The organism is Maritalea porphyrae, assembly GCF_030159895.1.
Taxonomy (GTDB): Bacteria; Pseudomonadota; Alphaproteobacteria; order Rhizobiales; family Devosiaceae; genus Maritalea; species Maritalea porphyrae.
In genome coordinates this window covers 2,082,583-2,106,341 of the sequence record NZ_BSNI01000002.1, presented here as the reverse complement: position 1 = coordinate 2,106,341, position 23,759 = coordinate 2,082,583, and the positions used below count along the sequence as shown (strand labels likewise).

General features: G+C 49.8%; 21 protein-coding genes and 1 pseudogene. 8 read left to right on the top strand and 14 right to left on the bottom strand.

Going from position 1 to position 23,759, the window contains the following annotated elements:
* Positions 1-10: 10 nt before the first annotated feature.
* Genes fabZ through QQL65_RS13675 form a run of 4 tightly spaced genes read left to right on the top strand, consistent with a single transcriptional unit; the run spans position 11 to position 3,175 of the window.
* Positions 11-475: a 3-hydroxyacyl-ACP dehydratase FabZ gene (gene fabZ / locus QQL65_RS13690; RefSeq protein WP_284365460.1), complete on the top strand. Its 465-nt coding sequence runs from the start codon at positions 11-13 to the stop codon at positions 473-475.
* Positions 472-1,278: an acyl-ACP--UDP-N-acetylglucosamine O-acyltransferase gene (gene lpxA, locus QQL65_RS13685; protein ID WP_284365458.1), complete on the top strand. Its 807-nt coding sequence runs from the start codon at positions 472-474 to the stop codon at positions 1,276-1,278. Before fabZ ends, lpxA begins: the two co-directional genes overlap by 4 nt.
* On the top strand, positions 1,271-2,068 hold the full coding sequence (lpxI, locus tag QQL65_RS13680; protein ID WP_284365457.1) for a UDP-2,3-diacylglucosamine diphosphatase LpxI domain-containing protein: 798 nt from the start codon (positions 1,271-1,273) through the stop codon (positions 2,066-2,068). Before lpxA ends, lpxI begins: the two co-directional genes overlap by 8 nt.
* The gene (locus QQL65_RS13675; RefSeq protein WP_284365455.1) at positions 2,069-3,175 is read left to right on the top strand and encodes a lipid-A-disaccharide synthase; all 1,107 of its coding nucleotides are present in this window, start codon (positions 2,069-2,071) and stop codon (positions 3,173-3,175) included. It abuts the gene before it with no gap.
* Here QQL65_RS13675 and gltA read toward each other — a convergent pair.
* Both gltA and gltX read right to left on the bottom strand, forming a co-directional pair.
* Positions 3,172-4,461 (bottom strand): citrate synthase, encoded by a 1,290-nt coding sequence (gene gltA / locus QQL65_RS13670; protein ID WP_284365453.1) that lies wholly within the window; start codon positions 4,459-4,461, stop codon positions 3,172-3,174. The two genes, QQL65_RS13675 and gltA, sit on opposite strands and share 4 nt — an antisense overlap.
* 156 nt (positions 4,462-4,617) lie before the next feature.
* The gene (gene gltX, locus QQL65_RS13665) at positions 4,618-6,036 is read right to left on the bottom strand and encodes a glutamate--tRNA ligase (RefSeq protein ID WP_284365451.1); all 1,419 of its coding nucleotides are present in this window, start codon (positions 6,034-6,036) and stop codon (positions 4,618-4,620) included.
* A 128-nt stretch (positions 6,037-6,164) separates the two neighbouring features.
* On the opposite strand from gltX, the pseudogene QQL65_RS13660 reads away from it, so the two are divergent.
* A pseudogene (locus QQL65_RS13660) lies at positions 6,165-8,291 on the top strand (ComEC/Rec2 family competence protein).
* A gap of 103 nt (positions 8,292-8,394) precedes the next feature.
* On the opposite strand, the gene lexA reads toward QQL65_RS13660, so the two are convergent.
* From lexA to QQL65_RS13635, 5 genes are all read right to left on the bottom strand, one after another.
* Positions 8,395-9,111: a transcriptional repressor LexA gene (gene lexA / locus QQL65_RS13655; RefSeq protein WP_284365449.1), complete on the bottom strand. Its 717-nt coding sequence runs from the start codon at positions 9,109-9,111 to the stop codon at positions 8,395-8,397.
* Between the two features lie 760 nt (positions 9,112-9,871).
* Complete coding sequence (locus tag QQL65_RS13650) at positions 9,872-10,726, bottom strand: metal ABC transporter permease (protein ID WP_284365447.1); 855 nt, start codon at positions 10,724-10,726, stop codon at positions 9,872-9,874.
* Complete coding sequence (locus QQL65_RS13645; RefSeq protein WP_284366296.1) at positions 10,723-11,583, bottom strand: metal ABC transporter permease; 861 nt, start codon at positions 11,581-11,583, stop codon at positions 10,723-10,725. Before QQL65_RS13645 ends, QQL65_RS13650 begins: the two co-directional genes overlap by 4 nt.
* Entirely contained in the window at positions 11,576-12,472 is an 897-nt protein-coding gene (locus tag QQL65_RS13640) for a manganese/iron ABC transporter ATP-binding protein (protein WP_284366295.1), read from the bottom strand. The genes QQL65_RS13645 and QQL65_RS13640 overlap by 8 nt, the downstream gene beginning before the upstream one ends.
* Positions 12,473-12,477: 5 nt before the next feature.
* Positions 12,478-13,374: a metal ABC transporter substrate-binding protein gene (locus QQL65_RS13635; RefSeq protein ID WP_284365445.1), complete on the bottom strand. Its 897-nt coding sequence runs from the start codon at positions 13,372-13,374 to the stop codon at positions 12,478-12,480.
* A gap of 240 nt (positions 13,375-13,614) precedes the next feature.
* Between QQL65_RS13635 and QQL65_RS13630 the strand changes: the two genes are divergently transcribed.
* The 3 genes from QQL65_RS13630 (at position 13,615) to QQL65_RS13620 (ending at position 16,100) form a co-directional block, all read left to right on the top strand.
* Positions 13,615-15,255, top strand: coding sequence for an ABC transporter transmembrane domain-containing protein (locus QQL65_RS13630; RefSeq protein WP_284365443.1), 1,641 nt, complete (start codon positions 13,615-13,617; stop codon positions 15,253-15,255).
* Between the two features lie 122 nt (positions 15,256-15,377).
* Positions 15,378-15,647: a hypothetical protein gene (locus QQL65_RS13625; protein ID WP_284365441.1), complete on the top strand. Its 270-nt coding sequence runs from the start codon at positions 15,378-15,380 to the stop codon at positions 15,645-15,647.
* Positions 15,648-15,779: 132 nt separating this feature from the next.
* On the top strand, positions 15,780-16,100 hold the full coding sequence (locus QQL65_RS13620; RefSeq protein ID WP_284365439.1) for a hypothetical protein: 321 nt from the start codon (positions 15,780-15,782) through the stop codon (positions 16,098-16,100).
* Positions 16,101-16,112: 12 nt separating this feature from the next.
* Here QQL65_RS13620 and QQL65_RS13615 read toward each other — a convergent pair whose 3' ends face one another.
* The 7 genes from QQL65_RS13615 to QQL65_RS13585 are packed head-to-tail and all read right to left on the bottom strand — an operon-like array spanning position 16,113 to position 23,650.
* Entirely contained in the window at positions 16,113-17,327 is a 1,215-nt protein-coding gene (locus QQL65_RS13615) for a molybdopterin molybdotransferase MoeA (RefSeq protein ID WP_284365436.1), read from the bottom strand.
* A gap of 5 nt (positions 17,328-17,332) precedes the next feature.
* Positions 17,333-17,812 (bottom strand): cyclic pyranopterin monophosphate synthase MoaC, encoded by a 480-nt coding sequence (gene moaC, locus QQL65_RS13610; RefSeq protein ID WP_284365434.1) that lies wholly within the window; start codon positions 17,810-17,812, stop codon positions 17,333-17,335.
* Positions 17,813-18,616: an indole-3-glycerol phosphate synthase TrpC gene (gene trpC / locus QQL65_RS13605; protein WP_284365431.1), complete on the bottom strand. Its 804-nt coding sequence runs from the start codon at positions 18,614-18,616 to the stop codon at positions 17,813-17,815.
* Positions 18,616-19,635: an anthranilate phosphoribosyltransferase gene (trpD, locus tag QQL65_RS13600; protein WP_284365426.1), complete on the bottom strand. Its 1,020-nt coding sequence runs from the start codon at positions 19,633-19,635 to the stop codon at positions 18,616-18,618. The genes trpC and trpD overlap by 1 nt, the downstream gene beginning before the upstream one ends.
* Entirely contained in the window at positions 19,632-20,246 is a 615-nt protein-coding gene (locus QQL65_RS13595) for an anthranilate synthase component II (RefSeq protein ID WP_284365424.1), read from the bottom strand. The genes trpD and QQL65_RS13595 overlap by 4 nt, the downstream gene beginning before the upstream one ends.
* Positions 20,243-21,751, bottom strand: coding sequence for an anthranilate synthase component I (gene trpE, locus QQL65_RS13590; protein WP_284365422.1), 1,509 nt, complete (start codon positions 21,749-21,751; stop codon positions 20,243-20,245). Before trpE ends, QQL65_RS13595 begins: the two co-directional genes overlap by 4 nt.
* Before the next feature lie 18 nt (positions 21,752-21,769).
* The gene (locus tag QQL65_RS13585) at positions 21,770-23,650 is read right to left on the bottom strand and encodes a peptidylprolyl isomerase (protein WP_284365420.1); all 1,881 of its coding nucleotides are present in this window, start codon (positions 23,648-23,650) and stop codon (positions 21,770-21,772) included.
* Positions 23,651-23,759: the final 109 nt, after the last annotated feature.

The window sequence follows — 23,759 nt, the reverse complement described above, 5'->3', positions numbered from 1 at the left end:
GGGGTGCTTTATGACAGAGCGTGAGATGACGGCGTTGGATATTAGTCGTGTGTTGGAGTGTTTGCCACACCGATATCCTTTCTTGATGATCGACAAGATCATCGATGTAGATGGTGATGAGTCCGCTACAGGTATTAAAAATATCACGTTCAATGAGCCGATTTTCCAAGGCCATTTTCCGGGCAAACCGATTTTTCCAGGTGTTTTGATCCTTGAGGGTATGGCGCAAACCGCTGGGGCGATTGTTATTGCTGAGGAGCAAAAGAAGGGCGACAAATATACAGTTTTCCTTTTGACCATCGACAAGGCAAAGTTTCGCAAGCCAACTGAACCAGGCGATGTTCTGGAATATCACATTAAGAAAGCTCATCGACGCCGCAATGTCGGGCGCTACGAAGCAAAAGCAATTGTGAATGGTGTGGTCGTTGCTGAAGCTGAAGTTGGGGCAATGATCGTACGAGAAGAGGATCAATGAGTTTGATCCACCCAACCGCTATTATTGGCGATGAGGTGACGCTGGGCAATAATGTCAGCGTTGGCGCATATTCTGTTGTTGAAGGCAAGACGACGCTGGGTGACGACACGGTATTGCATTCTCATGTGGCCATTGCTGGTGAAACTGAGATTGGCAGCGGCTGCGAGATTTTTCCGTTTGCATCTGTCGGGCATCAGCCACAAGACAAGAAATATGCGGGCGAACGTAGCCGACTGGTCATTGGTGACCGATGCACAATTCGTGAAAACGTGACGATTAATCCGGGCACCAGTGGCGGCGGTATGGAAACGCGCATTGGCAATGATGTGTTGCTGATGGCAGGTGCACATGTTGCCCATGATTGTCATTTAGGTGACCACGTGATCCTAGTAAATCACGTTGCGCTTGCAGGCCATGTGACAGTGGATGAACATGCCATCGTTGGTGGGCTAAGTGGCGTGCATCAATTTGTGCGTATTGGTGCGCACTCAATCGTTGGCGCCATGAGTATGGTTGAAAACGACGTCATCCCGTTTGGATCCGTTCTGGGCAACCGTGCCTATTTGGGTGGGCTAAATCTTGTTGGCCTAAAACGACGCAATTTTGACCGTGAAGAAATTCATACACTGCGTGCCGCGTACCGGATGATCTTTTCAAATGAAGGTACATTGCGCGAGCGTGTAGAGGATGCCGCGGAGATTTTTGAAGGGCACGAGCTTGTCGATATCGTAGTATCGTTTGTCCGCAAACCATCTGAACGCTCGCTATGTATGCCTAAAAACGGCGTGGACAATCATGACTAAGCTTGCCCTTTTGGTTGGGCGCGGCGATTTGGCCAATGCGGCTCAACAAGCGATCAAGGCACACTACGATGGTGCGTATTGCGTTTGGTCGATGGTTGGTGAATCGGCTGATGAAACCAAAAATATCGATGTGGGTCAGCCACTAGAGCTTATCGATCGCTTACGTGCTGACGGCATAACGACGCTATGCGCTGTGGGCAACGTTGATTTGTCTCCGCAGTTGCGCGCCAATGTTGGCAAGTATCTTGTTGAGCATTATCAGGGCAAACTCGATGTTAGCGACATGGGTTTGGAAACTGCATACCGGACTATAGCTAAAGACGCGCGTGTTGACATCAAAGGCATTCACGAACTGATCCCGGAATTGTTGGCGTTGACTGGAGACATTGCTGGGCCCTCGATTGCGGCAAAGGCTAGCGATGTTGAGCAGTTGATACGTGTTGCTCGATCTATCGCGCGCACTGATCTGGGTCAGTCGGTTGTTTTTCATGCAACCAGACCGATCGCTGCAGAAGATGCGTTGGGCACCGACAGTCTTTTGTCACGGGCAAAGGAAATTGCTGACCGCATACGCATTACTAAAGGTGAAATGGTGCTCGTTAAAGTTGCAAAACCACAGCAAAGTGGGCTGGGCGATTTGCCAACCATTGGTCCAAGGACAATTGAAATGTGTGCAGATGCTGGCATCGGCGCCATTGTGGTCGAAGGTGGAAAGTGTTTGATTGCGGAACGTGAGATGTTTTCCAAGATGGCCGAAGAGCACAAAATTAGTGTGGTTGGGTGGGGCTAGGTGCGACTATTCATCGTTGCTGGTGAAAGCTCTGGAGACCAGTTGGGCGCTGACTTGGTGCATCAACTGCGCCAACATTCAGAAGTTGAAATTAGCGGCGTTGGCGGTGTTGCGTTAGCGTCAACCGGCCTGAAATCACTTTTTCCAATGTCTGATTTGGCTGTTATGGGGTGGCGTGACGTCTATTTGCGTTTGCCATTGTTGCTGTATCGTTTAAAACAAACCGTTGATGCCATTGTCGCGCAAAAGCCTGACATTGTCGTGCTGGTGGATGCGCAGGAGTTTTCAAATCGTGTTGCTGCCGGTGTGCGCAAGCGTTTGCCCGATGCCAAGATCATCCTATATGTGGCGCCGTCCGTGTGGGCCTGGAAGCCAGAGCGCGCGAAGGAAATAAAACCACTCTATGATGAGATTTTGGGTGTATTGCCGTTTGAGCCGCGTGTTTTTGCGGAGTTGGATGGTCCGAAATGCACCTATGTTGGTCACATGGCCGAGCAGCTCAGCCTCAAGGAACTACATCGATCACCCAGAGATCATTTTCTTCTGCTGCCTGGAAGCCGCGAAAGTGAAATCAAACGCAATTTGCGGGAGATGAAGTCTGCACTGAACTGGCTCAAGCAGATGCATGGCGAACAAACGCTAGGGTTGGCGGCTGCGCCGGGACGAAAAGAGCTGGTTGAAAAACTGTTGAATGATCCCGACGTGGAAATCGGCGAAGGACGCGAAGAGTTCAAGTCACTTCTTGTTAGATCAAAAATGGCTATTGCCGTTTCGGGCACAGTGACGTTGGAGCTTGGATTTGCAGATGTTCCGCATGTGACAAGTTATTTGGCGGAACCAAAGCAGATCAAGAATTACGAAGATCATGGCCGTCCATTGATCAATTTGAACAATATTGTTGTTGGTCGAAAGATCATTCCTGAGGTCATTGGTACACGTGATCTGGCGCCGCAGATATTGCGCGAGACGCAAAGCCTTTTGGGAAGTGATGCGCCAATGGCAATGCAGCGCGAAGGGCTTGAGGAAATGCGGGCGAAAATGAAAGAAGGGGAGCCAAAGGCTCCCCGTCAAAATGCTGCAGAATGTGTTCTTTCGCTAATTTCTTAGCGTTTAGAAATTTCCACATAATCGCGTGACGTCGCTCCAGTGTAAAGCTGACGTGGACGACCAATTTTTTGTTTTGGATCTTCGATCATTTCAGCCCACTGTGATGTCCAGCCAACAGTCCGTGCCAAGGCAAAGATTGCTGTAAACATTTCAGTTGGGAAGCCAATCGCGTCCAAAATAATGCCAGAGTAGAAGTCTACGTTTGGATAGAGTTTCTTCTCGATGAAGTACTCGTCTTCCAACGCAATCCGCTCAAGCTCTTGGGCCACTTGCAATGTTGGGTTATTCGCAACACCAAGTTCGGCAAGAACCTCTTTGGCAGTTTGCTGCATAACGGTCGCACGCGGGTCAAAGTTTTTGTAAACCCGGTGTCCAAAGCCCATCAAACGGAACGGATCGGACTTGTCTTTAGCGCGTGCCACAAACTCTGGAATACGATCAACAGTGCCAATTTCGCGTAGCATCTGCAAGCAAGCTTCGTTTGCACCGCCGTGGGCAGGTCCCCAAAGTGACGCGACACCAGCTGCGATACATGCAAATGGGTTTGCGTGCGATGAACCAGCAAGACGCACAGTCGAGGTCGATGCGTTTTGCTCGTGATCAGCATGAAGTGTGAAAATCCGATCCATTGCTTTCGCGATGGTTGGAGATACTTCATAATCCTCAGCCGGTACGGCAAAGCACATGCGCAAGAAGTTTGAGGCGTAGTCCAAATCGTTGCGTGGATACACGAATGGTTGCCCAATTGAGTATTTATAAGCCCAAGCTACGATTGTAGGAATTTTAGCGATCAAACGGTGAGACGCAATTGTGCGCTGCTCAGGGTCAGTGATGTCAGTTGAATCGTGGTAGAACGCTGACATAGCGCCAACAGCACCACAAACAATTGCCATTGGGTGCGCATCGCGGCGGAAGCCTTCGAAGAACTTCACCATTTGCTGATGCAACATGGTGTGGCGTGTCACTGTGTCTGAGAAAACGTCAAATTCTTCTTTAGAAGGCAGTTCGCCTTTGAGAAGCAAATATGCAACTTCCAAGAAGCTTGATTTATCAGCCAATTGCTCGATTGGGTAACCGCGATACAAAAGTGTACCTTTGCCACCGTCAATGTAAGTGATTGCTGATTCAGTCGAACCGGTAGATGTATATCCAGGATCGAATGTGAAGTGCCCGGTTTGGGCATAAAGGGAGCGGATATCGATAACGTCAGGACCAACTGATCCTGAAATTATGGGGAATTCATAGCTATTGCCATCAATTTCTAATTTTGCAATCCGATCGGTCATTAAGAGGCCTCCTTCAAGATTTCAAAAAAAAGACTCAGCAAATCGTCCCCACAAACGTTAGCATCGTCGAAACCTGCAAATCAGGTTGTGCATGAGGTATCGGATTTGGCGCAAAATCGCAAGCGATGAACGCCAAACCAGACACAATATGCGTGTTTATACCGCAGTTGTTTCGCGCAAACGCGACAAAGTTTCATCGCGACCCAGCAGCAAGAGCACATCAAAACAACCTGGAGATGCATTTTTGGCCGTAACAGCGGCTCTAAGCGGTTGAGCTACCTTGCCAAATTTAAGATCTTGGGATTCTGCGAATGCGCGCAATGCAGCGTCAATGCCGTCATGCGACCAGTCGTTTAGCCCCTCCAACACAGGTTCGACGCTGCGCAATATCTCTAGGGCATCGCCCTCGATTGCCGCCTTAGCCTTTTCTTCAAATTCGAGTGGACGTGCTGGATAAATGAACTCAGCAGACTTGACCAATTCTACAATTGTTTTGGCCCGGGTTTTGAGTGCGGGAAGGGCCGCCTTCACGGTGTCCGCGTGTCCCTTAAGTCCATTGAGCGCGAATTCATCGTTCAACTCTTCCGCCAATGCGACCATCAAGTCATAAAGTCGTGAATCATCACAGGTCTTGATGTAGTGGGCATTCATGTTCTCAAGTTTTGCGAAATCAATACGGCTAGCGCCTTTATTTAGGCCGGCAAATGAGAACCACTCGACAAACTGATCTGATGAAAAGATTTCATCATCGCCGTGTGCCCAACCCAATCGGGCAAAGTAGTTGCGGATGGTTTCAGGCAAATACCCCATGCGACGATAGTCTTCTACGCCTAGTGCGCCGTGACGTTTTGACAATTTTGCACCATCAGGGCCGTGGATGAGCGGGGTGTGGGCCATCACAGGGATATCCCAACCCATTGAATTGTAGATTGTGATCTGACGCGCTGAATTCACGAGATGGTCGTCGCCACGCATAATATGGGTAACGCCCATATCGTGGTCATCAACCACCACTGCCAACAAATATGTTGGGGTGCCGTCTGATCGCAAAATCACGAAATCATCCAGATTTTCAGCCTTGAAAGTCACATCGCCTTGCACTTTGTCGTGCACAACAATCTGCCCCTCAGTTGGCGCTTTTACACGCACAACATATGGCGCGCCTACAGGTGCATCGCCTTCTGGACGGTCGCGCCAACGCCGGTCGTAGACCATCGGGCGGCCTTCCGCTTTCGCCTTTTCGCGCATCTCAGTGAGTTCTTCTGGCGTGGCATAACACTTATAGGCTTTGCCTTCGGCGAGCAGTTGCAGGGCAACTTCGGTGTGGCGATCTATGTTTTTGGATTGATAGATTGGGTCTCCCGCATAATCGAGCCCGAGCCAGTCCATCCCCGAAATAATTGCAGCAATGGCCTCATCCGTTGAGCGTTCACGGTCCGTGTCTTCGATGCGCAACAGCATTTCTCCACCCATCGACTTGGCCAAAGCCCAGTTAAATAGGGCGGTGCGGGCGTTGCCGATATGCAAAAAGCCTGTTGGAGATGGGGCAAATCGCGTGATCACTTTATCAGTCATGTGGACGTTCTCGAATTTGTCAAAAGAGGAACTTCGCCAAGTCCAGAATGCGCAAACAACGCGAATTTGGCGAATTTTGATGGCATGTGTAACATAAGCGGAATATTGCGCAAGATAGGGCCACGCATATGGCCGCTTTCGATAGCGAAACGATACTTAAAAGCGATACTAAACCGCCTCCCAAAAGGGGCGTGCCGAAAGTTGTGCGCAAAAAAGGGACCTCAGGAGGGCCCTCTCAAAGAATTGAGTTTGCGCCACTCGAGCAGAGTATTTCGGACGCGCTTTATCATCGCCAATATGTGGTACTTGTCCCTTTTGCATTGATTTTTGGCATTTCGATTTATCGCTGGGTTGCCATTGAGCCCAATATTTGGGCCAGCCTGTGCGTTTTGGTCGTGCTTGCAGCGATTACACTATGGCAAACGAGCCGAGGGCAATCCTGGCAGTTGCCGGGTTTGGTTACCTCAGTGTGGCTTGGGTTCTGTTTAATTGCGGGTTCAGCGCATTTTTACGGCACAAAGCTTGTGTCTTACCCCTTTGCGGTCGATCAGCTAAAAGGGGAAGTCGTTTCGAAATCCAACAATGCTTCAGGACATTTGCGCCTTGAAATTGCGCAGCCAAGTGGCGATAGCAAGTTAAGTGGTGTCGCTGGATTGCGCCTCACCATCAAGCCTGAGCACTTGCCTGAAGAACTTACAGTAGGGGTAGGTGATCAAGTTGTGGTTCGTGCACGAATATTGCCGTTACCCAAACCGGTTTATCCCAAAAGTTACGATTCACAGTTTCATGGTTTTTTTGACGGTATTGGCGGCTATGCGAGTTCGCTTGCCCCCCTGCAATTTATACCAAATCAAGATTTCTCCTTGTTTCGCAGCGTTGATCAACTTCGCTGGCAAATTGGTGATCGGCTCGCCGTTTATTTGTCGGCGCAGCAGGAAGGGATCGCGCGGGCTCTTATCATTGGAGATCAGTCTGGCATTGAAGACGCGCTGCGCGAGAGCATTGCCAATGCAGGGTTGGCCCACGTTCTGGCGATTTCAGGTCTGCATTTGACGCTGGTGGTTGGCTCGGTTTTCTTTCTTATCCGGTTCATTGTTGTTCAATTTGCGCGCCGCGACGGCCTCGTCAAACCAATCGCGGCAATTGGTGCCATGGTTGTGGCTGTTGGTTATTTGATGATTTCGGGTGGAAATTTAGCGACCCAGAGGGCAACGTAGATGTTGCTGTTGGCATTTGCTGCCATATTGGTGGGGCGACGTGCAATAACGATGCGCAATGTGGCTCTGGCTGCTATTGTGATGATTGTTCTGTTTCCAGACGAAGTGTTTAAGCCTGGTTTTCAATTGTCCTTTGCGGCTGTGGTTGGCCTTGTTGCCGTTTATGCATTTCTGGGGCGAAACACGCTGCAAATGCCATTCATTGCGAGATTATTTGGCGGATTAGCATTGACCAGTTTGATTGCCGGACTTGTCACCGCACCAATTGCTGCTGCGCATTTCCAGCAATTTGCCCCATTAGGGCTCGTTGGCAACTTGATCGTTGTGCCCATTGTGGGCTTCTTTGTACTGCCCGCCGGGCTTGCTGCTGTTCTCTTGATGCCTTTGGGGCTAGAAGGGCCTTTTCTGCTCAGCATGGGGTTGGGCATCGACTTGATTGTTCGTGTCGCCAATGAGATTTCCGCGCTGAGCGCTGAATATACGCAAACACCGTTGCTCGCGAGCTGGGTGCTACCGGCAAGTGGTGTTGCGCTTGCTTGGTTGGCATTCTTCCGAGGTAAGATCAAATTTGTGGCGCCCGCCATTTTCTTTGGGGCGCTATTGTTATTGGGCAAGGCGACATTGCCGGCTTTTGTGATCTCCGACAGCACGCAAGCTGTGATTGTTCGTGTTTCGGACAGTTATGCGCAATTGGGCCGCAGATCTCGCAGTTTTACGACACGTGCGTGGGCGGAGCGGTTCGGCGCGTCACTCCTGGATGATGAAGTGCTAGGGCAATGCGATAAATCTGGTTGCAGTGCAATAATTGGCGATCAATTGATCTCAGTCGTTAAGGACAGCGCCGCGTTGTATGAGGAGTGCGGCCGTGCAGACATTATAATTGTGCGGCAACGCCGAGAGATGAACTGTGACCATACTCTGGTGATAACGCAACGAGAGTTGGACCGCCGTGGTGTTGCAACGGTTTTTGAAAACAAAGATGGTACATATCGTGTGATTTGGGCCGTTGATGACTATTTGCGCCCTTGGCGTCCCTAGGCAGATTGGCAAATAGTGGCTGCAAAAAAGACCCGGTCAACCAAAGGCTGCCGGGCCAAGTGTTCGCAATCGGGGATAGTTAGAGCGCATTGCCCTAACGGGGTCAGTACTTGCGAAATAAACCAACCAATCGACCTTGAACCGCCACTTGGTCAGGGCCGAAAATTCTTGTTTCATATGCAGGGTTTGCAGCTTCAAGCGCAACAGATTGGCCTTTCTTGCGCAACCGCTTCAATGTTGCTTCTTCGCCATCCACAAGTGCCACAACAATCTCGCCGTTAGCAGCTGTAACCTGCTTTTTGATCAACACCGTGTCACCGTCAAAAATTCCAGCGTCAATCATAGAGTCGCCGCGCACTTCAAGCGCATAGTGTTCGCCGCCAGCCAACATTTCGGGTGGCACTGAAATTGTGTGACTTTGTGTTTGAATAGCTTCAATTGGCACACCCGCAGCAATGCGACCCATAACCGGAATGGCGACTGGCGCATTTGCACCATCATCAATCGATTGTGGTGATGCTGTTGGGGCAGGGGCACGGCCCAGATCGCCCTCAATAACGCTTGGTTCAAACTTGGACTTCTTACCACCCAAAGATGGGTTCATACTGTCTGGCAAACGAACGACTTCCATTGCGCGCGCCCTGTTGGGTAGACGCCGAATAAAGCCGCGCTCTTCAAGAGCTGTGATAAGGCGGTGAATGCCGGATTTCGATTTCAAATCCAGCGCATCCTTCATCTCATCAAATGAAGGTGGGACGCCACTTTCCTTCATACGCTCGTGAATAAACATGAGCAGTTCATGTTGCTTACGGGTCAACATTTTGAAGTCCTTTGCAGCCTGAATAGAATCGGAACAAATGTTGAACAACTATAGCTGTTCTTTATATGTTCCGCAAGTGGTGGCTGAAGTTCAGGGAAACCGGGGCTTTGCTAAGCCTGTGTTCAAATTGCAACAATTCGCGTTGGTGTGCCAAATTGTCTCATTTTTTGATTGTATTGGGGTAGATCGAGGGGTATTGGACGATTGTCTTTTACTCAGGCTGGTCTCGCCAGCCGCAACGCCAAGGAGGTTTTAATATGTACACATTCATCGAAACGCTTCTGGCAACTCGTTTGCCAGTTTAACACTAGCGCAACCGATCCTACATGCGGCGTCCTTGCTGCAGCGTTGTAGGCTCTAATATTCACCTTTTTGATCAGCGTTTTCGCCGTTCAATCAACTTACATCATCGCCATAGCTTCGCGTGACATTTGTCGTGCGTTGGATTTGGCATTTACGTATCCAAATTTTAGGAGCGGCGGAGCCTTAATTGGTTTTTGCCGAGCAATGACACATGAAAAAACAACATGCATTATCAGAGCAATATTTCGAGCGATTAGGCCGGGTTGTCCAATTTTTGTTGAACAATCTGGAGGCACGTCGAAAACAAAGAGAAATTCGTGCCCTATACATGAATGCGGGGGATCTAAGTCCTCACATTCGCAAGGATATCGGATTAGATCATGTACAAGACAGGCATAATTTGCGGTAATCAAACCGTAAAGGGGCGGTCCATTGGGCACCGCCCCTTTTTTTATGTCTAGTTTGTTGCGTTGAGTTCTGCACCAGATAGCTTTTTCGCATTTGGTGACAAGAAAAACGCAATAATGAACAGAATAGTCATCAACAATACAATTGTGGGTGCAGGTGCGCTGTCTATGAAGAATGAAAGATACACGCCAAAGAATGCGGAGCTGATAGATAAGCCAACAGCCCATATGAGCATTTCACCAATTCGACGGGTGATCAGGTATGCAATGGCACCGGGGGCGACAAGCAATGCGATCGCCAGAATAATGCCGACTGCTTTGAGGGCTGCTACGACACTGAGTGAAATGATGGCAAGTAGCCCGTAATGCAAAAGCCGAACAGGTAAGCCAATTGCGCTAGCGTGCTGTGGATCGAAAATGTAGAGCAGCAAATCGCGCCACTTGAAGGCAATTGCGCCTGCGATGAACAGCGAGATGAGGCCAGTTTCAATGATGTCTCCATAGCCAACGCCGAGCATGTCACCGAAAAGGATATGGTCCAAATGCACGTCTGTTTCGATTTTCGTATAAAGCACGATGCCAAAGCCAAACATGCCTGAGAAAACAACGCCCATTATCGTATCTTCTTTGACCCGAGAGTTTTCGGTAAAAAATCCAGTAGATATGGCGCATGTCATACCAGCAAGGAAAGCGCCAATGGCGAGGGGAATGCCCGCGATATATGCCAAAACGACGCCCGGTAGAACAGCGTGGGAGATGGCATCACCCATAAGGCTCCAGCCCTTTAAGACCAAAAAACAAGATAGGAGCGCCGCCGGTATGGATACCAAAACTGAGATGATGAAGGCGTTGCGCATGAATTCGAATTGGAATGGCTGAAGTGCCACATCGATGAATTCCATCATGATGTTGCCTCCGGTTCCTGATTGCGTCGCGCCCGCTGCGCCAGCATGCCGTGTTTTGGGGCAAAAACGAAAGCTGTAAGGAAGGTAATAGTTTGCAGCACCACGATGATACCGCCCGTTGCGCCATCCAAGAAATAGCTGGCATATGCTCCAATGAGCGCACTAAGCGTGCCAATGGCGACGCTGACCATAATTAGACGCGGAAAGCGGTCTGTCAGCAAATAGGCGGTGGCGCCTGGGGTTACCACCATTGCGATCACCAAAAATGCCCCAACCGTTTGCAATGCCGCTACCGTGCAGGCGCTTAACAGCGTGAAGAACAATATTTTCAGAGCTGTTGGGTTGATGCCGATCGAGCGCGCATGTGCTTCGTCAAAGAAGGTGATCATGAGATCTTTCCACTTGGCGAGCAATATGAACAGTGAAATCACAGAGATAATCACCAACTGCACAGTGTCCGCTGGCGTCACCGCAAGGATGTTGCCAAGCACAATGGTTTGAATGTTCACCGAAGTGGGAGACAGGGAAACCATGAACAAGCCGAGGCCAAAAAAGGACGTAAAGATCAGCCCGATGATTGCATCTTCGCGCAATTTGGTGCGCTGATTAAGAAACAGCATGGATGCAGAGGCGAGGGCGCCAGAGAAGAATGCACCGACGGAAAATGGCAGGCCCAACATATAGGCGCCCGCAACTCCGGGCACGATTGAGTGAGAAAGTGCATCGCCAATCAGCGACCAGCCTTTGAGCATAAGGTAAGCCGAAAGGAACGCGCAAACGCCGCCAACAAGCGCACTAACCCAAATGGCGTTGCGCATATAACCATAGGATAATGGCTCGAGCAGAAGATCAATCATCGTCATTGGTTCCGCTGCGCCGATGTTCCATATTGTCTTTGTCGCCGTACATCACTAATGGCCGCTCGTCGTCAGTGATCACTGCGATATGACGTGCATCTTCATCGTCATGCAGATCTGTGCCGCCAAACACAAAGTGCCGCAATACGCCACCAAATGCTTTTTCCAAATTGTCTTGGGTGAACACTTCTTGCGTGTGGCCATATGCCAACACGGTGCCTTTAACCAACACGGTGCGGTCGCAAAACTCAGGGACAGAGCCAAGATTGTGAGTGGATACCAGAATTACCTTGCCTTCGTCGCGCAGGGCGCGGAGCAGGGCGATTATTGTATCTTCGGTTTTTACATCAACGCCGGTGAACGGTTCATCCAGCAGAATTACTTCGCCTTCTTGGGCAAGTGCGCGCGCCAGGAAAACGCGTTTCTTTTGGCCGCCAGACAATTCACCGATTTGGCGATGTCGGTAGCCACGCATATTCACGCGTTCAAGCGCCTCAGTGACTTTATCCTTGTCGATTTGGCGGGGGCGGCGAAAAAAGCCCATATGGCCATAGCGCCCCATCATCACCACATCTTCGACCAGAACTGGGAAATTCCAATCCACATCTTCGGTTTGCGGCACATAGGCAACAAGGTTTTCTTTGAGCACTTCGCGTACAGGCCGATTGAGGATTTGCACATCACCATCTGTGACCGGTGCAAATCCCATAATCGACTTGAACAATGTTGATTTACCGCTGCCATTAACGCCCACAAGGGCGCAAATGGTGCCGCGTGGCAACTGGAATGACGCATCCCGAATGGCGGTGTGTCCGTTACGGTATGTCACGGTCACATTTGCAACGCTTAGGCCGGAATTTGGGGCGAAAGTTTCTTTCGCCCCGGTCATATCATTCATTGTGAAAGCCCATCTGCAATGGTTTGCGAGGTTACCCGCAATAGATCGATAAAGGTTGGTACTTCGCCGTTTTCGTCCGTTAGCGAGTCAACGTAGAGAACACCAGCGTACTCTGCGTCTGTTTCACGCGCAACTTGTTGCGCTGGTGCTGGCGAAATGGTGCTTTCGGAGAAAACAGCTTTGATATTGTTGGCGCGCACTTGGTCAATCACATTGCGCACCTGTTGCGGTGTGCCCTGTTGATCGGCGTTGATTGGCCACAAATAGAGCTCTTTCAAGCCAAAATCACGAGCGAGATAGCTGAATGCACCTTCTGATGAAACCAACCAGCGTTGCTCCTCTGGAATTGAATTGATAACCGCGCGAATAGGCTCAACAACAGCAGTAATTTCGGCCTTATAGCTTTCGGCATTTGCATAATATGTGTCAGCATTTTCTGGATCATGCTCAGCAAACGCCTTGGCAATATTGTCAACATAGATCAACGCATCGCTTGGTGACATCCACGCATGGGGATTTGGCTTGCCAGTGTAAGGACCGTTCGCAATACCCATCGGCTCAATTCCGTCGGTCAGTGTGGCGCTCGGGACATCTTTTAGATTGCGGAAGAACTTTTCAAACCACAGCTCTAAATTTAAGCCGTTCCACAAGATCAAGTCTGCATCTTGCGCGCGGATGATATCACGAGGCGTAGGTTGGTAATTGTGGATCTCAGCGCCCGGTTTGGTGATGGATTCTACAATAGCGGCATCGCCTGCAACGTTCTGTGCCATATCAGCAATGATTGTGAAGGTTGTTACGGCTTTGAACTTGGCAAGTGCCGGCGTGGTCGCAAGTGAAAACGCACTGGCCACAATTAGAGCCGCAGCGAAAACTGGCTTTTTGAATTTCATGAATGTCCCCGTCAACTGAACTAAATCTCGTTGACTGAAATCAGTAGTGCAATTGCAAATCACTTGCAACAACTTTATTGCGAATGGTTTGCAAAAAGGTTCCTAGTGACGGCAGCAAGAAGTATTCGTAGTTCTAACTTGAATGGATTTCTTCAAACTGCATAATCGGCGACCCGACTGGTGCGCAGTTTCACAAGACCGTATTTCACAAAGTCGACCTTATTACGCCAAAGGGGCCACATGCTCGACTATTGCCTTCGCAACAACCTCATTCAATCGACACTGAAAGCGCCACGTAACATATTGATGTTGGCGATTGCGGTATGCCTTATGCTGTCTCAGCGCGTGCTGAGTGTGTATTTGCCGTTTCTGTTTGGCGACTTTGTACAGGCACTGATTGAGGATCCGTCGACAACTGTTCTGTTTATCCAAATGGCTTGCACCTACGCAGGCGTGCAATTGTTGATCCAACTGTTTTCAGCGGTAAGTGATCATTTAGCAGATCGCGTGCAAACCAAGTTTATTTTGGCGCTGCGCAAACTTAGCTTTTCGCATCTCATGTGGCACTCGGTGTCGCGTAAGGACAGTCGAACCGGTGCATTAATAGAGTTGTTGTCACGCGGCCTGTCAGCAGTGCACGATTCCATTGAAGCGATTGTCTATTCTATTGCCTTGCCAATATTTGCGCTCGCCATGGGATTTGCGGCGGTGTTTGCGGCACTTGACCCAATTTTGTGCGGCATCATGCTTGTTGGCTCCGCTTTCTATTTCTTGTGGCTTCTATATGTTCAAAAATACATTCGTCCTGCCATTCGCCGCGCCAATAGGCTGGATGAAGAGGTGACAGAACAAGGGCTAGACCAGTTACGAAACCGGCAAGTTTTTCAAGTTTTTCGCGCAACTTATCAACTTAAGGACCGTTTCTTTGGCTCAGCCGATGATCAGCGAGAAAAGCAACTCAAGGTGCAAGTGTTGCAGCAAATTTGGGGATTTGGAAACGCGGCGATTTCGAGCATCACCTTGGGCGTGATGCTAATAGCCGCTGTTTTTTTGCTTCAACAGGGAAAGCTAAATGCCGGTGACATGGCAACCATTATGGCATTGTCTTTTTCAATGTTCGGTCCGATTGGTCGAATAAATAGAGGGGTCATGCGGTTGCGTAATAATGTGGTTGCGGCGGAGCGTTTGTCTGAACGGTTGGAAGAAGGGCAAACTGACTATCAATTGGCGATGCAAAAGCCAGTGATCAATGATATTGGTGAAATCACTGCGCAAGATGTTCGCATTAAACGTGGCGAGAACATTGTTATTGACGGGTTTGATCTTGCATTGAAAGCTGGCGAAAAACTGTTGTTCCGTGGTCCAAGTGGCAAAGGCAAAACAAGTTTTGCCGATATTCTCGCTGGGCTAGACAAGCCCAACGATGGCAATATCGCTATCGAAACATTGGATGGCGAGCAGTTCGACCTTATTGATGTGCATCCGGCAATCACATATGCGAGCCAGGACGAGAATATCCTCAATTTGTCGATTGCAGACAACATTATGTTGGGCGACACCGACGAAGAAAGGTTGGTTTGGGCAGTTGATAAGGCTGGTTTGTCTAAACAGATGCTAAAGCGAATTAAATCAGGCGAAAGCATTGGTGAGGGCGGCAGCAACATTTCTGGTGGTGAGCGCAAGCGCATCATGATGGCGCGTGCACTGTATCACATGAACAATGTCGTGATATTTGATGAATCGCTGAGCAATCTCGACAGCGCCACACGTGATCTGATTTTGGACCAATTGCTTGGTGAGCAAGACCTTACCTTATTGTGTATTTCCCACGATGATGCGCTGGTTGAACGGTTTGATCGTGTTGTTGAAATTGGCAATTGATGCCACGTGATAGCCGATTACCAACTCTGTTCGATATTTAACCAAATTGGAATATGTCACCGTACCAATTCTTAGATTGCATCAAATACGCTGCCTTTAATGACGAATTGTAGGAGGCAGTGATGAAGATTAGAATGGCAATAGTAATTCCAGCAACATGTGCTTTTCTTATGGCAGGTGCGGTCGCACACGCAGACACGAGCCAGCGAAGCTTTGACTATGGCCCAATTGGAAAAGTTGGTTTTGAGGTTGGCCCGATTGGTAAAAGGGGCTTCGAAACTGGTCCAATTGGCAAACGAGGGTTTGATGTTGGTCCTATTGGAAAACGCGGTTTTGAAACCGGGCCAATAGGCAAGCGTGGATTTGAAACAGGACCAATTGGTAAGAAATGATTTTTGTCGGCGGCGATTCATGCCGCCGTTCGCTTTTAGTATTTCTTGAGATATATCAAGTTTCAGGTTTCTTGGAGCGAAAAAGTCAACTACTGTTGTGCGCGTACTCTTAATGAAAGCGAATAAACAGTAATGAGATTTACAAGTAAGACGAAACAAACTGCAGCTGCAATCGCGGCCGCGGTACTAGCAAGCGTTGGCAGCACAGGTATTGCCCAGGCAGCGCCATATTACTTTCAAGATCAAACTAGTAATCCGCAGGCTCTTTACACCAACCCGAGCTGCGACGGTGAAACCGACAGCTGTATTGGATTTGGCACGAAATGCGGCGTTGATATGTACTACAGCAGCTATTCTCAGCAACGGGCACTCGAAATGTGGAAGTACAAAGGCTATATCAAAATTCGGCAAAACTCCGGCAGCCATCCGGTGGTTTGTGAGTTGATTCGTTGACCGGGACTTCCTCTAACTGACCGCCCAAGGCATAATCAACACATCTACTAATTCACCCTCAGCTTTGCCTTTGCAAAGCGGGGGTTGCACCACAAATGAATCGCTTTGTGAAAGCGAGGTGAGGTGCGCACTATCTGACTGCATGTTTGGGTCGACGCCCAACGTGGCATCAGGTTTAGTAACAAGCTTTGCGCGGCGGTAATGCTGGCGAGGGCCGTTGCTGCTCATATCTGTAGTAAGTGGCAGTTGAACAACCATATGTTGAGGTGATTGCCCCAGTTTTGCTTTGATTGCGGGCACAACAAAAACAGTACCCGTAACGAGGGCGGAAACCGGATTGCCTGGTAGACCAAATATGGTGGTTTTGCCTTTGGTGCCGAACATCAATGGTTTGCCTGGACGGACTGCAATTTTCCAAAAGCTTAAGTCTACGCCAAGCTCTTCCAGCACTTCTTTCACATAATCGCGGTCGCCAACACTTGCACCGCCAGTGGTCACCAAGATATCGGGCTTCTCATCCAGCAAACGCTTCAATTCATTCTTGAGCGTTTCGCGATCATCTTTAATGATCCCACCGTCTTTTACGTCAGCACCAAAATGGGTGAACAATGGGGTGAGACCAAAGCCGTTGGAAGCGATGATTTGATCTTTTTGCAGTGTTGCCCCGGGTGGCACCAGCTCGTCGCCTGTTGCAACCAAAGTCATTTTTGGCGCTTTGCGCACCTGCAAAGTGGGATGGTTTGCGGCAGCGGCCAAAGCAAGGTGGAATGGTGATAGTTTGGTATCCATACCAACCAACACATCACCCAAAGCAAAATCATTGCCTTTGTCGCGCACATTCTGCCCCGCAGCTACGTCGTCTTCCAAGGTGATGGTATCACCGTCGCGGGTGATTTTTTCTTGCATGATGACTGCATTTGCGCCTTTTGGCATTGGTGCGCCGGTATATATGCGCGTGCATTGTCCGGTTGTCAGTGTGCCATCGAAGGCCTCGCCAGCCGCAGATATGCCGACGACTTCAAGTTTTGCGCCCAGTTGTCCGTCTGTTGCGTTAAGCGCGTATCCGTCCATCGCGCTGCCGTCGAATGGGGGCTGATCAAACACCGCCGCAATATCATGTGCAAGAATGCGACCATTGGCTTGGCTGAGTGGCACCACTTCATTTTTGGTGGGCGAAATTGCATCGATTATGGTTTTCAGCGCGTCAGCAACAGGCAGCAAAGACATGGGTTTTACTCGCGATTGTAGTCGCCGGACTTGCCGCCCGACTTTTGTTCCAATTGGGTAGGGCCGATCACCATTGATTTGTCCACGGCTTTGGCCATATCGTAAATGGTCAGCGCCGTCACAGAGGCTGCCGTCAACGCTTCCATTTCAACACCGGTTTTACCTTCAACGCGTACCAAAGCTTTGATATCAAAGCTTGATGTTGTGTCGTCTGGCTCAATCGAAATCTCGATTTTGGTCAGCATTAAGGGATGGCAAAGAGGGATCATTTGAGACGTGTTTTTCGCTGCCATTATGCCAGCAACACGTGCCACGCCCAGGGCATCGCCCTTTTTCAGATTACCGTTTTTCACAGCATCAAATGCAGCTTGGCTCATTGATATTTTTGAAGTCGCGACCGCTTGGCGCTGGGTGACGTTTTTGTCGCCCACATCCACCATGTGGACTTCACCATCTTCATTGATATGGGTGAGTTTATCGCCCATTTATGCGGCCTCGCCGGTCAACAGAAGCCGTGTCGCCGCAGTCACATTTGGCTGACGCATTAGGCTTTCACCGACCAAAAATGTCCCAACATTGGCTTTTGCTTCCAGCATCTGCACATCTTCAAAGGTGAAAATGCCGCTTTCGCTCACGAGCAAACGGTCGTCCGGCACGTTCTTTGCCAATTCAATGGTTGTTTCAAGGCTTGTTTCAAATGTGCGCAGATTGCGGTTGTTTATACCGATTAGCTCGGCATCCAATTTCAGGGCGCGTTCAAGTTCAGCGGCGTCGTGCACTTCAATTAGCGCGTCGATGTTCCAATATTTGGCAGCAGCGTTCAGGTCTTCTGCCAGCTTGTCATCAACCGCGGCCATAATGATCAAAATACAATCAGCACCCCATGCACGCGCTTCGGCGACTTGGTAGGTGTCGTACATGAAATCCTTGCGCAAAACGGGCAGGGAGGTTGCTGCACGCGCTTCCTTCAAAAATTCAGGCGCGCCTTTGAACGAAGGTGCATCAGTCAACACAGAAAGACAAGCCGCGCCGCCAACTTCATAGTCAGAAGCGTGTGCGGCAGGGTTGAAGTCTTCGCGGATTAGCCCTTTTGATGGGCTTGCTTTTTTCACTTCTGCGATCAATGCATATTGATCATTGGAACGCTTGGTTTTCAGAGCATTTAGAAACCCGCGCGGCGCATCTGCGTTCTTAGCGAGAATTTCAAGGTCGCCGAAAGGTAGATCGAGTTTTGCAGCAGCAATTTCTTCGCGCTTATAGGTTTCGATTTTTTGCAAAATGTCAGTCATTATTTCGCCACCTCGTTCGACACCCGAACCAATTCGTCTAGTTTTGATTTCGCTGCGCCGCTATCCACTTGCTTCGCGGCGAGTTCTACACCTTCTTTGAGGTCTTTGACTTTGTCCAAGATCAAAAAGGCAGCGGCAGCGTTTAGCAATGCGATGTCGCGATAGGCTGACTTCTTACCGTCAAACAATTCGCGCATGGCGGCCGCGTTTTCTTGCGGTGAGCCGCCCAAAATGTCTTTGGTTTCAGCAATTGGCAAACCTGCATCCTCTGGCGAGATCTCAAATTCTTCTATTTTGCCGTCTTTGATTTGCGCCACTGTGCTGGTTGTCGTCGTGGTCAATTCGTCAAGACCATCATTACCGAACACAACCCATGCGGATTTCGCGCCGTTTTTCAGAAGCGATTCTGCGACTGGACGTACCCATTGTTTGTCGAATACGCCAAGTAGATAGTGTTTTACGCCTGCGGGGTTGGATTGAGGGCCGAGCAAATTGAAGATGGTACGTACGCCCATTTCTTGGCGTGATGGCCCCACAAAGCGCATCGCAGCATGGTGATTAGGCGCGAACATGAAGCCAATGCCAGCGCGCTCAATGCAGGCCGCAATGCCCGCAGCAGGCAAATCAAGTTCGACGCCAAGTGCCAGCAATGCCTCTGAGCTGCCAGATTTGGAGGAGAGGGCCTTGTTGCCGTGCTTTGCGACTGGATAGCCCGCAGATGCGACGATGATCGAAGCCGTTGTGGAAATGTTGTATGTCCCAACGCCGTCGCCTCCCGTGCCTACAATATCGATTGCGTTGGCAGGGGCTGAAACGGTACTCATTTTTTCGCGCAAAATAGAAACCGCACCAGCGATTTCTTCAACCGTTTCGCCTTTGACCCGCAGCGCCATAAGGAAGGCGCCGATTTGTGACGGTGTCGCTTCGCCAGACATGATCTCATTCATGACAGCGCGCATTTGGTCGAAACTCAAATCATTGCTGTCAGCAAGGTGGTTGAGCGTTTCTTTGATGTTCATGAGGCGCTCCCATTTTTGGCGGTGTTGAACGCATTGGCGATATCAATAAAGTTTTGCACCATTTGCGTTCCGCTTTCGGATGCAATGCTTTCTGGGTGGAACTGCACCGAATGCAGCGGCAGTTCCTTATGCATGATCCCCATAATCATTCCATCATCTGACGTCGCCGTTACTTCAAGTTCGCTTGGCAAACTATCAGGGTCAATTGTCAAGGAATGATAACGGGTTGCGGTAATACCGTCGCCATTCAATCCCTTAAAAACGCTTTTGCCCTTGTGGCGAATGGTCGAGGTTTTTCCGTGCATCAATTGAGATGCGCGTACCACATCTGCACCAAATGCTTGCCCAATTGACTGGTGACCTAGGCAAACGCCAAACATGGGGATCTCGGATTTGAAACGCTCGATCATTGGCACGCAAATGCCAGCCTCTGTTGGCGTCTTTGGTCCAGGAGAAATCACAATGCCATCTGGTGACATTTTTTCAATGTCTCCAATTGTGATTTTGTCGTTGCGGACAACTTCCATCTCAACATTTTCCAATGCACCGATTAGGTGCACCAAATTGTAGGTGAAGCTGTCATAATTATCGATAACGAGCAGTTTGGTCATTGGCCCATCTCCGGCTCATCGGCATAGCGCAACGCCTCTTGCGCGGCGCTTGTGAGCGCTCTGGCTTTGTTCTCGCATTCAAGCTGTTCAAGTTCTGGCTTGCTGTCGGCTACAATGCCCGCGCCAGCTTGCACGTGTATCTTACCATCTTTGATGATGGCGGTGCGCAACACAATACAGGTATCCATCCACCCGTCAGCGCTGAAATAGCCGACACAGCCCGCATAGATACCGCGACGGTGCTTTTCCAACTCATCAATGATTTCCATCGCGCGTACCTTTGGCGCGCCTGAAACCGTGCCTGCTGGGAAACCAGCAGCCAATGCGTCGATATTGTCGAGGCCAGATTTCAGCTTGCCTTCCACGTTGGAAACAATGTGCATCACATGGCTATAATATTCGAGGAAATAGCTGTCAGTGACTTCCACGGTGCCAATCTCAGCGACGCGTCCAACATCGTTGCGGCCTAGATCCAGCAACATGAGGTGTTCTGCTAGTTCTTTGGGGTCATTCAGCAATTCGTCTGCCAACTCACGATCACGCTCTGGCGTTGCACCGCGTTTACGGGTGCCAGCGATTGGTCGAATGGAGACTTTTTCGTCCTGAACCCGCACCAAGATTTCGGGACTTGAACCAGCAATAGCGAACCCTTCAATGTCCAAGAAATACATATATGGACTTGGGTTGGTACGACGCAGCGCGCGATAAAATGCTACCGGCGGCAAAGTGAAGTCGGCGGTAAACCGCTGACTTAGCACAACCTGGAAGATGTCACCGGCACGAATATACTCTTTGGCGGCGTCCACCATGCCCGCAAACTCTTCGCGGCTGGTGTTGCTTTCAAACTCAATGGTCTCAACGTCACCACGCTCTTTGGCAAGCGGTGCGGTGCTGGAAAGACGCGCCACAGCGCTGTCTAGCCGTTCTTGCGCCGCTTCAAAGGCTTCTTGATCTGCAACGCCTTCTTTTGGGCGAACAGGGGTCGCAAAATACAATTCATCCTTGATGGTGTCGAATACCGCCAACAGAGAAGGGCGCATCAAAAGGGCATCAGGTGCGCCAATTGTGTCATCGTTCTCATCAGGTAATTCTTCTATCTCGCGGACCATGTCGTAGCCAAGATATCCAAAAATACCTGCGGACATTGGCGGCAAGTCTGCCGGGATTTCAAGCGCCGAGCACTTAAGCAACGCCCGCAACTCATCGAGCGGCGCATCGGGCAACGATTCGTAACTGTCAGGGTCCAATTGTGGATTGAGATTTACCGAAGCTTTGCCGCGCTCGATCTTAAACAGCAAGTCAGGTTCAAGCCCGATCATGGAGTAGCGACCGCGAGTCGCGCCACCATGAACGGATTCGAGTAGAAATGTGTTCTTGCGTCCTTGAGAGAGCTTTAGATATGCACCCACTGGGGTTTCGAGGTCGGCCACCACGCGACGCCACACCACTTGCGATTTGCCTTGATTGTAGATTTCAGCAAAGGCGGCATAGTGTGCGTCATGCATCTCAGTTCCCTATTTTGGTTATTGTCCGTTCGCGTCAAGCGATAGGAGTTGGTTGATGGCGCCTTGGTTGATATTGAACCCAAGGTCGTCACGTTTTGCTGTGATAAACTGCTGATAAACATTATCCGCAAGCCCTGCAGCAATAGATTGTTGCATTTGTTCATCGATTTCTTGCGGTGCAGCCGCGTTGAGCCACGTCACTTTGAAAATCACATGATCACCATCTGAAGTCTGTGCAGATCCAACGTGTCCTTCGCCACCTTGGAACGCAGCCGAAGCGACAGAAGAGGCGATCTCTGCACCACCTTGACGGGTGATGTTGAGGGCCGTTTGTGTTTCAACACCAACAGAAGCGGCAACTTGCTTAAGCTCATCGCCATTCTCAAGTGAGGCAACTAGCTCTTCGGCTTTCTTGCTCAACGCTTCGTCTTTTTGCTGTTGAACCCAAGATGCGGTGACCAATGGTCGAACTTCGTCCAGCGTTTGGTCCCGCGCTTCAGTGATCTTGTTCAGATCAAACCAAGCCATTTCGTCAGCACCCAAGCTAACCGCTGGCAAAAGTTTGTCCAATTCAGCCGACGTAATAATTGGCAATAGGCGTGAAGTTGCGCCCGAAGGTAAATCTTCAAGTCCGCCCAATCCGCCGCCAGAAGTTGTAACGTCAACATTTACTGTTGTCAGACCAAATTCAGCCGCGATTTCTGTGATCGGCTTCAATGTGGCGCGAAGCTCTTCGATTTCGTCGATCTTATCAAGAATGACGGTCTTGGCGGCGCGCGTCGCTGCCGCTTGAGCTACTTGCTCGCGAACAGCATCCAGAGGTTGCTGGCCACCCTCAACAATGTTGGAAACCAAAATCGCCTTGGTGCCTGTTTCACCAACAACAACGGTCAAACCGGCTTCTTCCATGCCGAATGCGGCGTCTGCAATTGCAGTGTCCGCAATCGCGTCTTTTGCCACTTGGCCGAGATCTTCCAAGCTATCTGCCAAGCCCATAGAGGCAAGCAGATTGTCAAATGCAGCATCACTAAGTGAAAGACCAGACAGCAATGATGACTGGCTAGCGTCGTTCAGAGTGACCACTTTGATGTTGCGGGTTTCAGGAGCGATGTAGTTTGCACCAGTCTTGGCATATTCAGCTTCAATTTCGGCATCAGACACTTCAAGCGTCTTGCCCAATGTTTCAGGTGTCAGCACCAAAATATCGATATTGCGGGTTTCTTCCGTTCGATAAAGGTTTTGGTTCTCCACCATGAAGGCCGTCAGCTCTTCGTCGGTTGGCGCTGCGATTTCACCCAATGCCGCGTCAGTCAAAGTGAAGTAATCAATTGAGCGCGTGTCATTTTGGAATCGGTTTGACATTTCAAGGATGGTTTTTGGTGCTGAAATGCCGCCGAATAATCCGTTGACGATTTGGTTGCGGCGCACGCTTTCTGCCTGCGCGTTCACATATTCGCTCTCAGTGTATCCGCTTTGGCGCAGGATTTGATTGAAGCGTGTGCGATCAAACAGGCCAAGTGTGCTGGAGAAGTTTGGATCATCAGCCACAACTTTTGCAACCATGTCGTCAGATGCGCCGACGCCGAACTCTTGAACCAGATTGTCCAAAGTAGCGTTTCCGCCAAGTTGCGTGAGCACAGAACCTGGAATGCCAAAGGCCACCGCTTGTTCTGGAGTTGGTACGCGACCATATTGCTGGGCGAAATTATTCAGCTGTCCACGATAGGCGCGATCAAAGTCGACTGCAGATATAGACACATTGCCTACACGCGCGACACTTGTACTCCCTAGATTTGTGAACACATTTGCGATACCGAAGAGGCCAAAGCTCAAGATCAACAATCCCATGAGGATTTTTGCGACCCAGGTATTTGAATAGCGTTTGATGGTATCTAGCATTTCGCATCCGTTTATTATTATTGCCAATTTCCAGCTGAGAATTGCCCCAGCTTGGAGCGGCGCATAATAGACAGGGTGTGATCAAAATCGCAAGAGACAGATTGGGCAG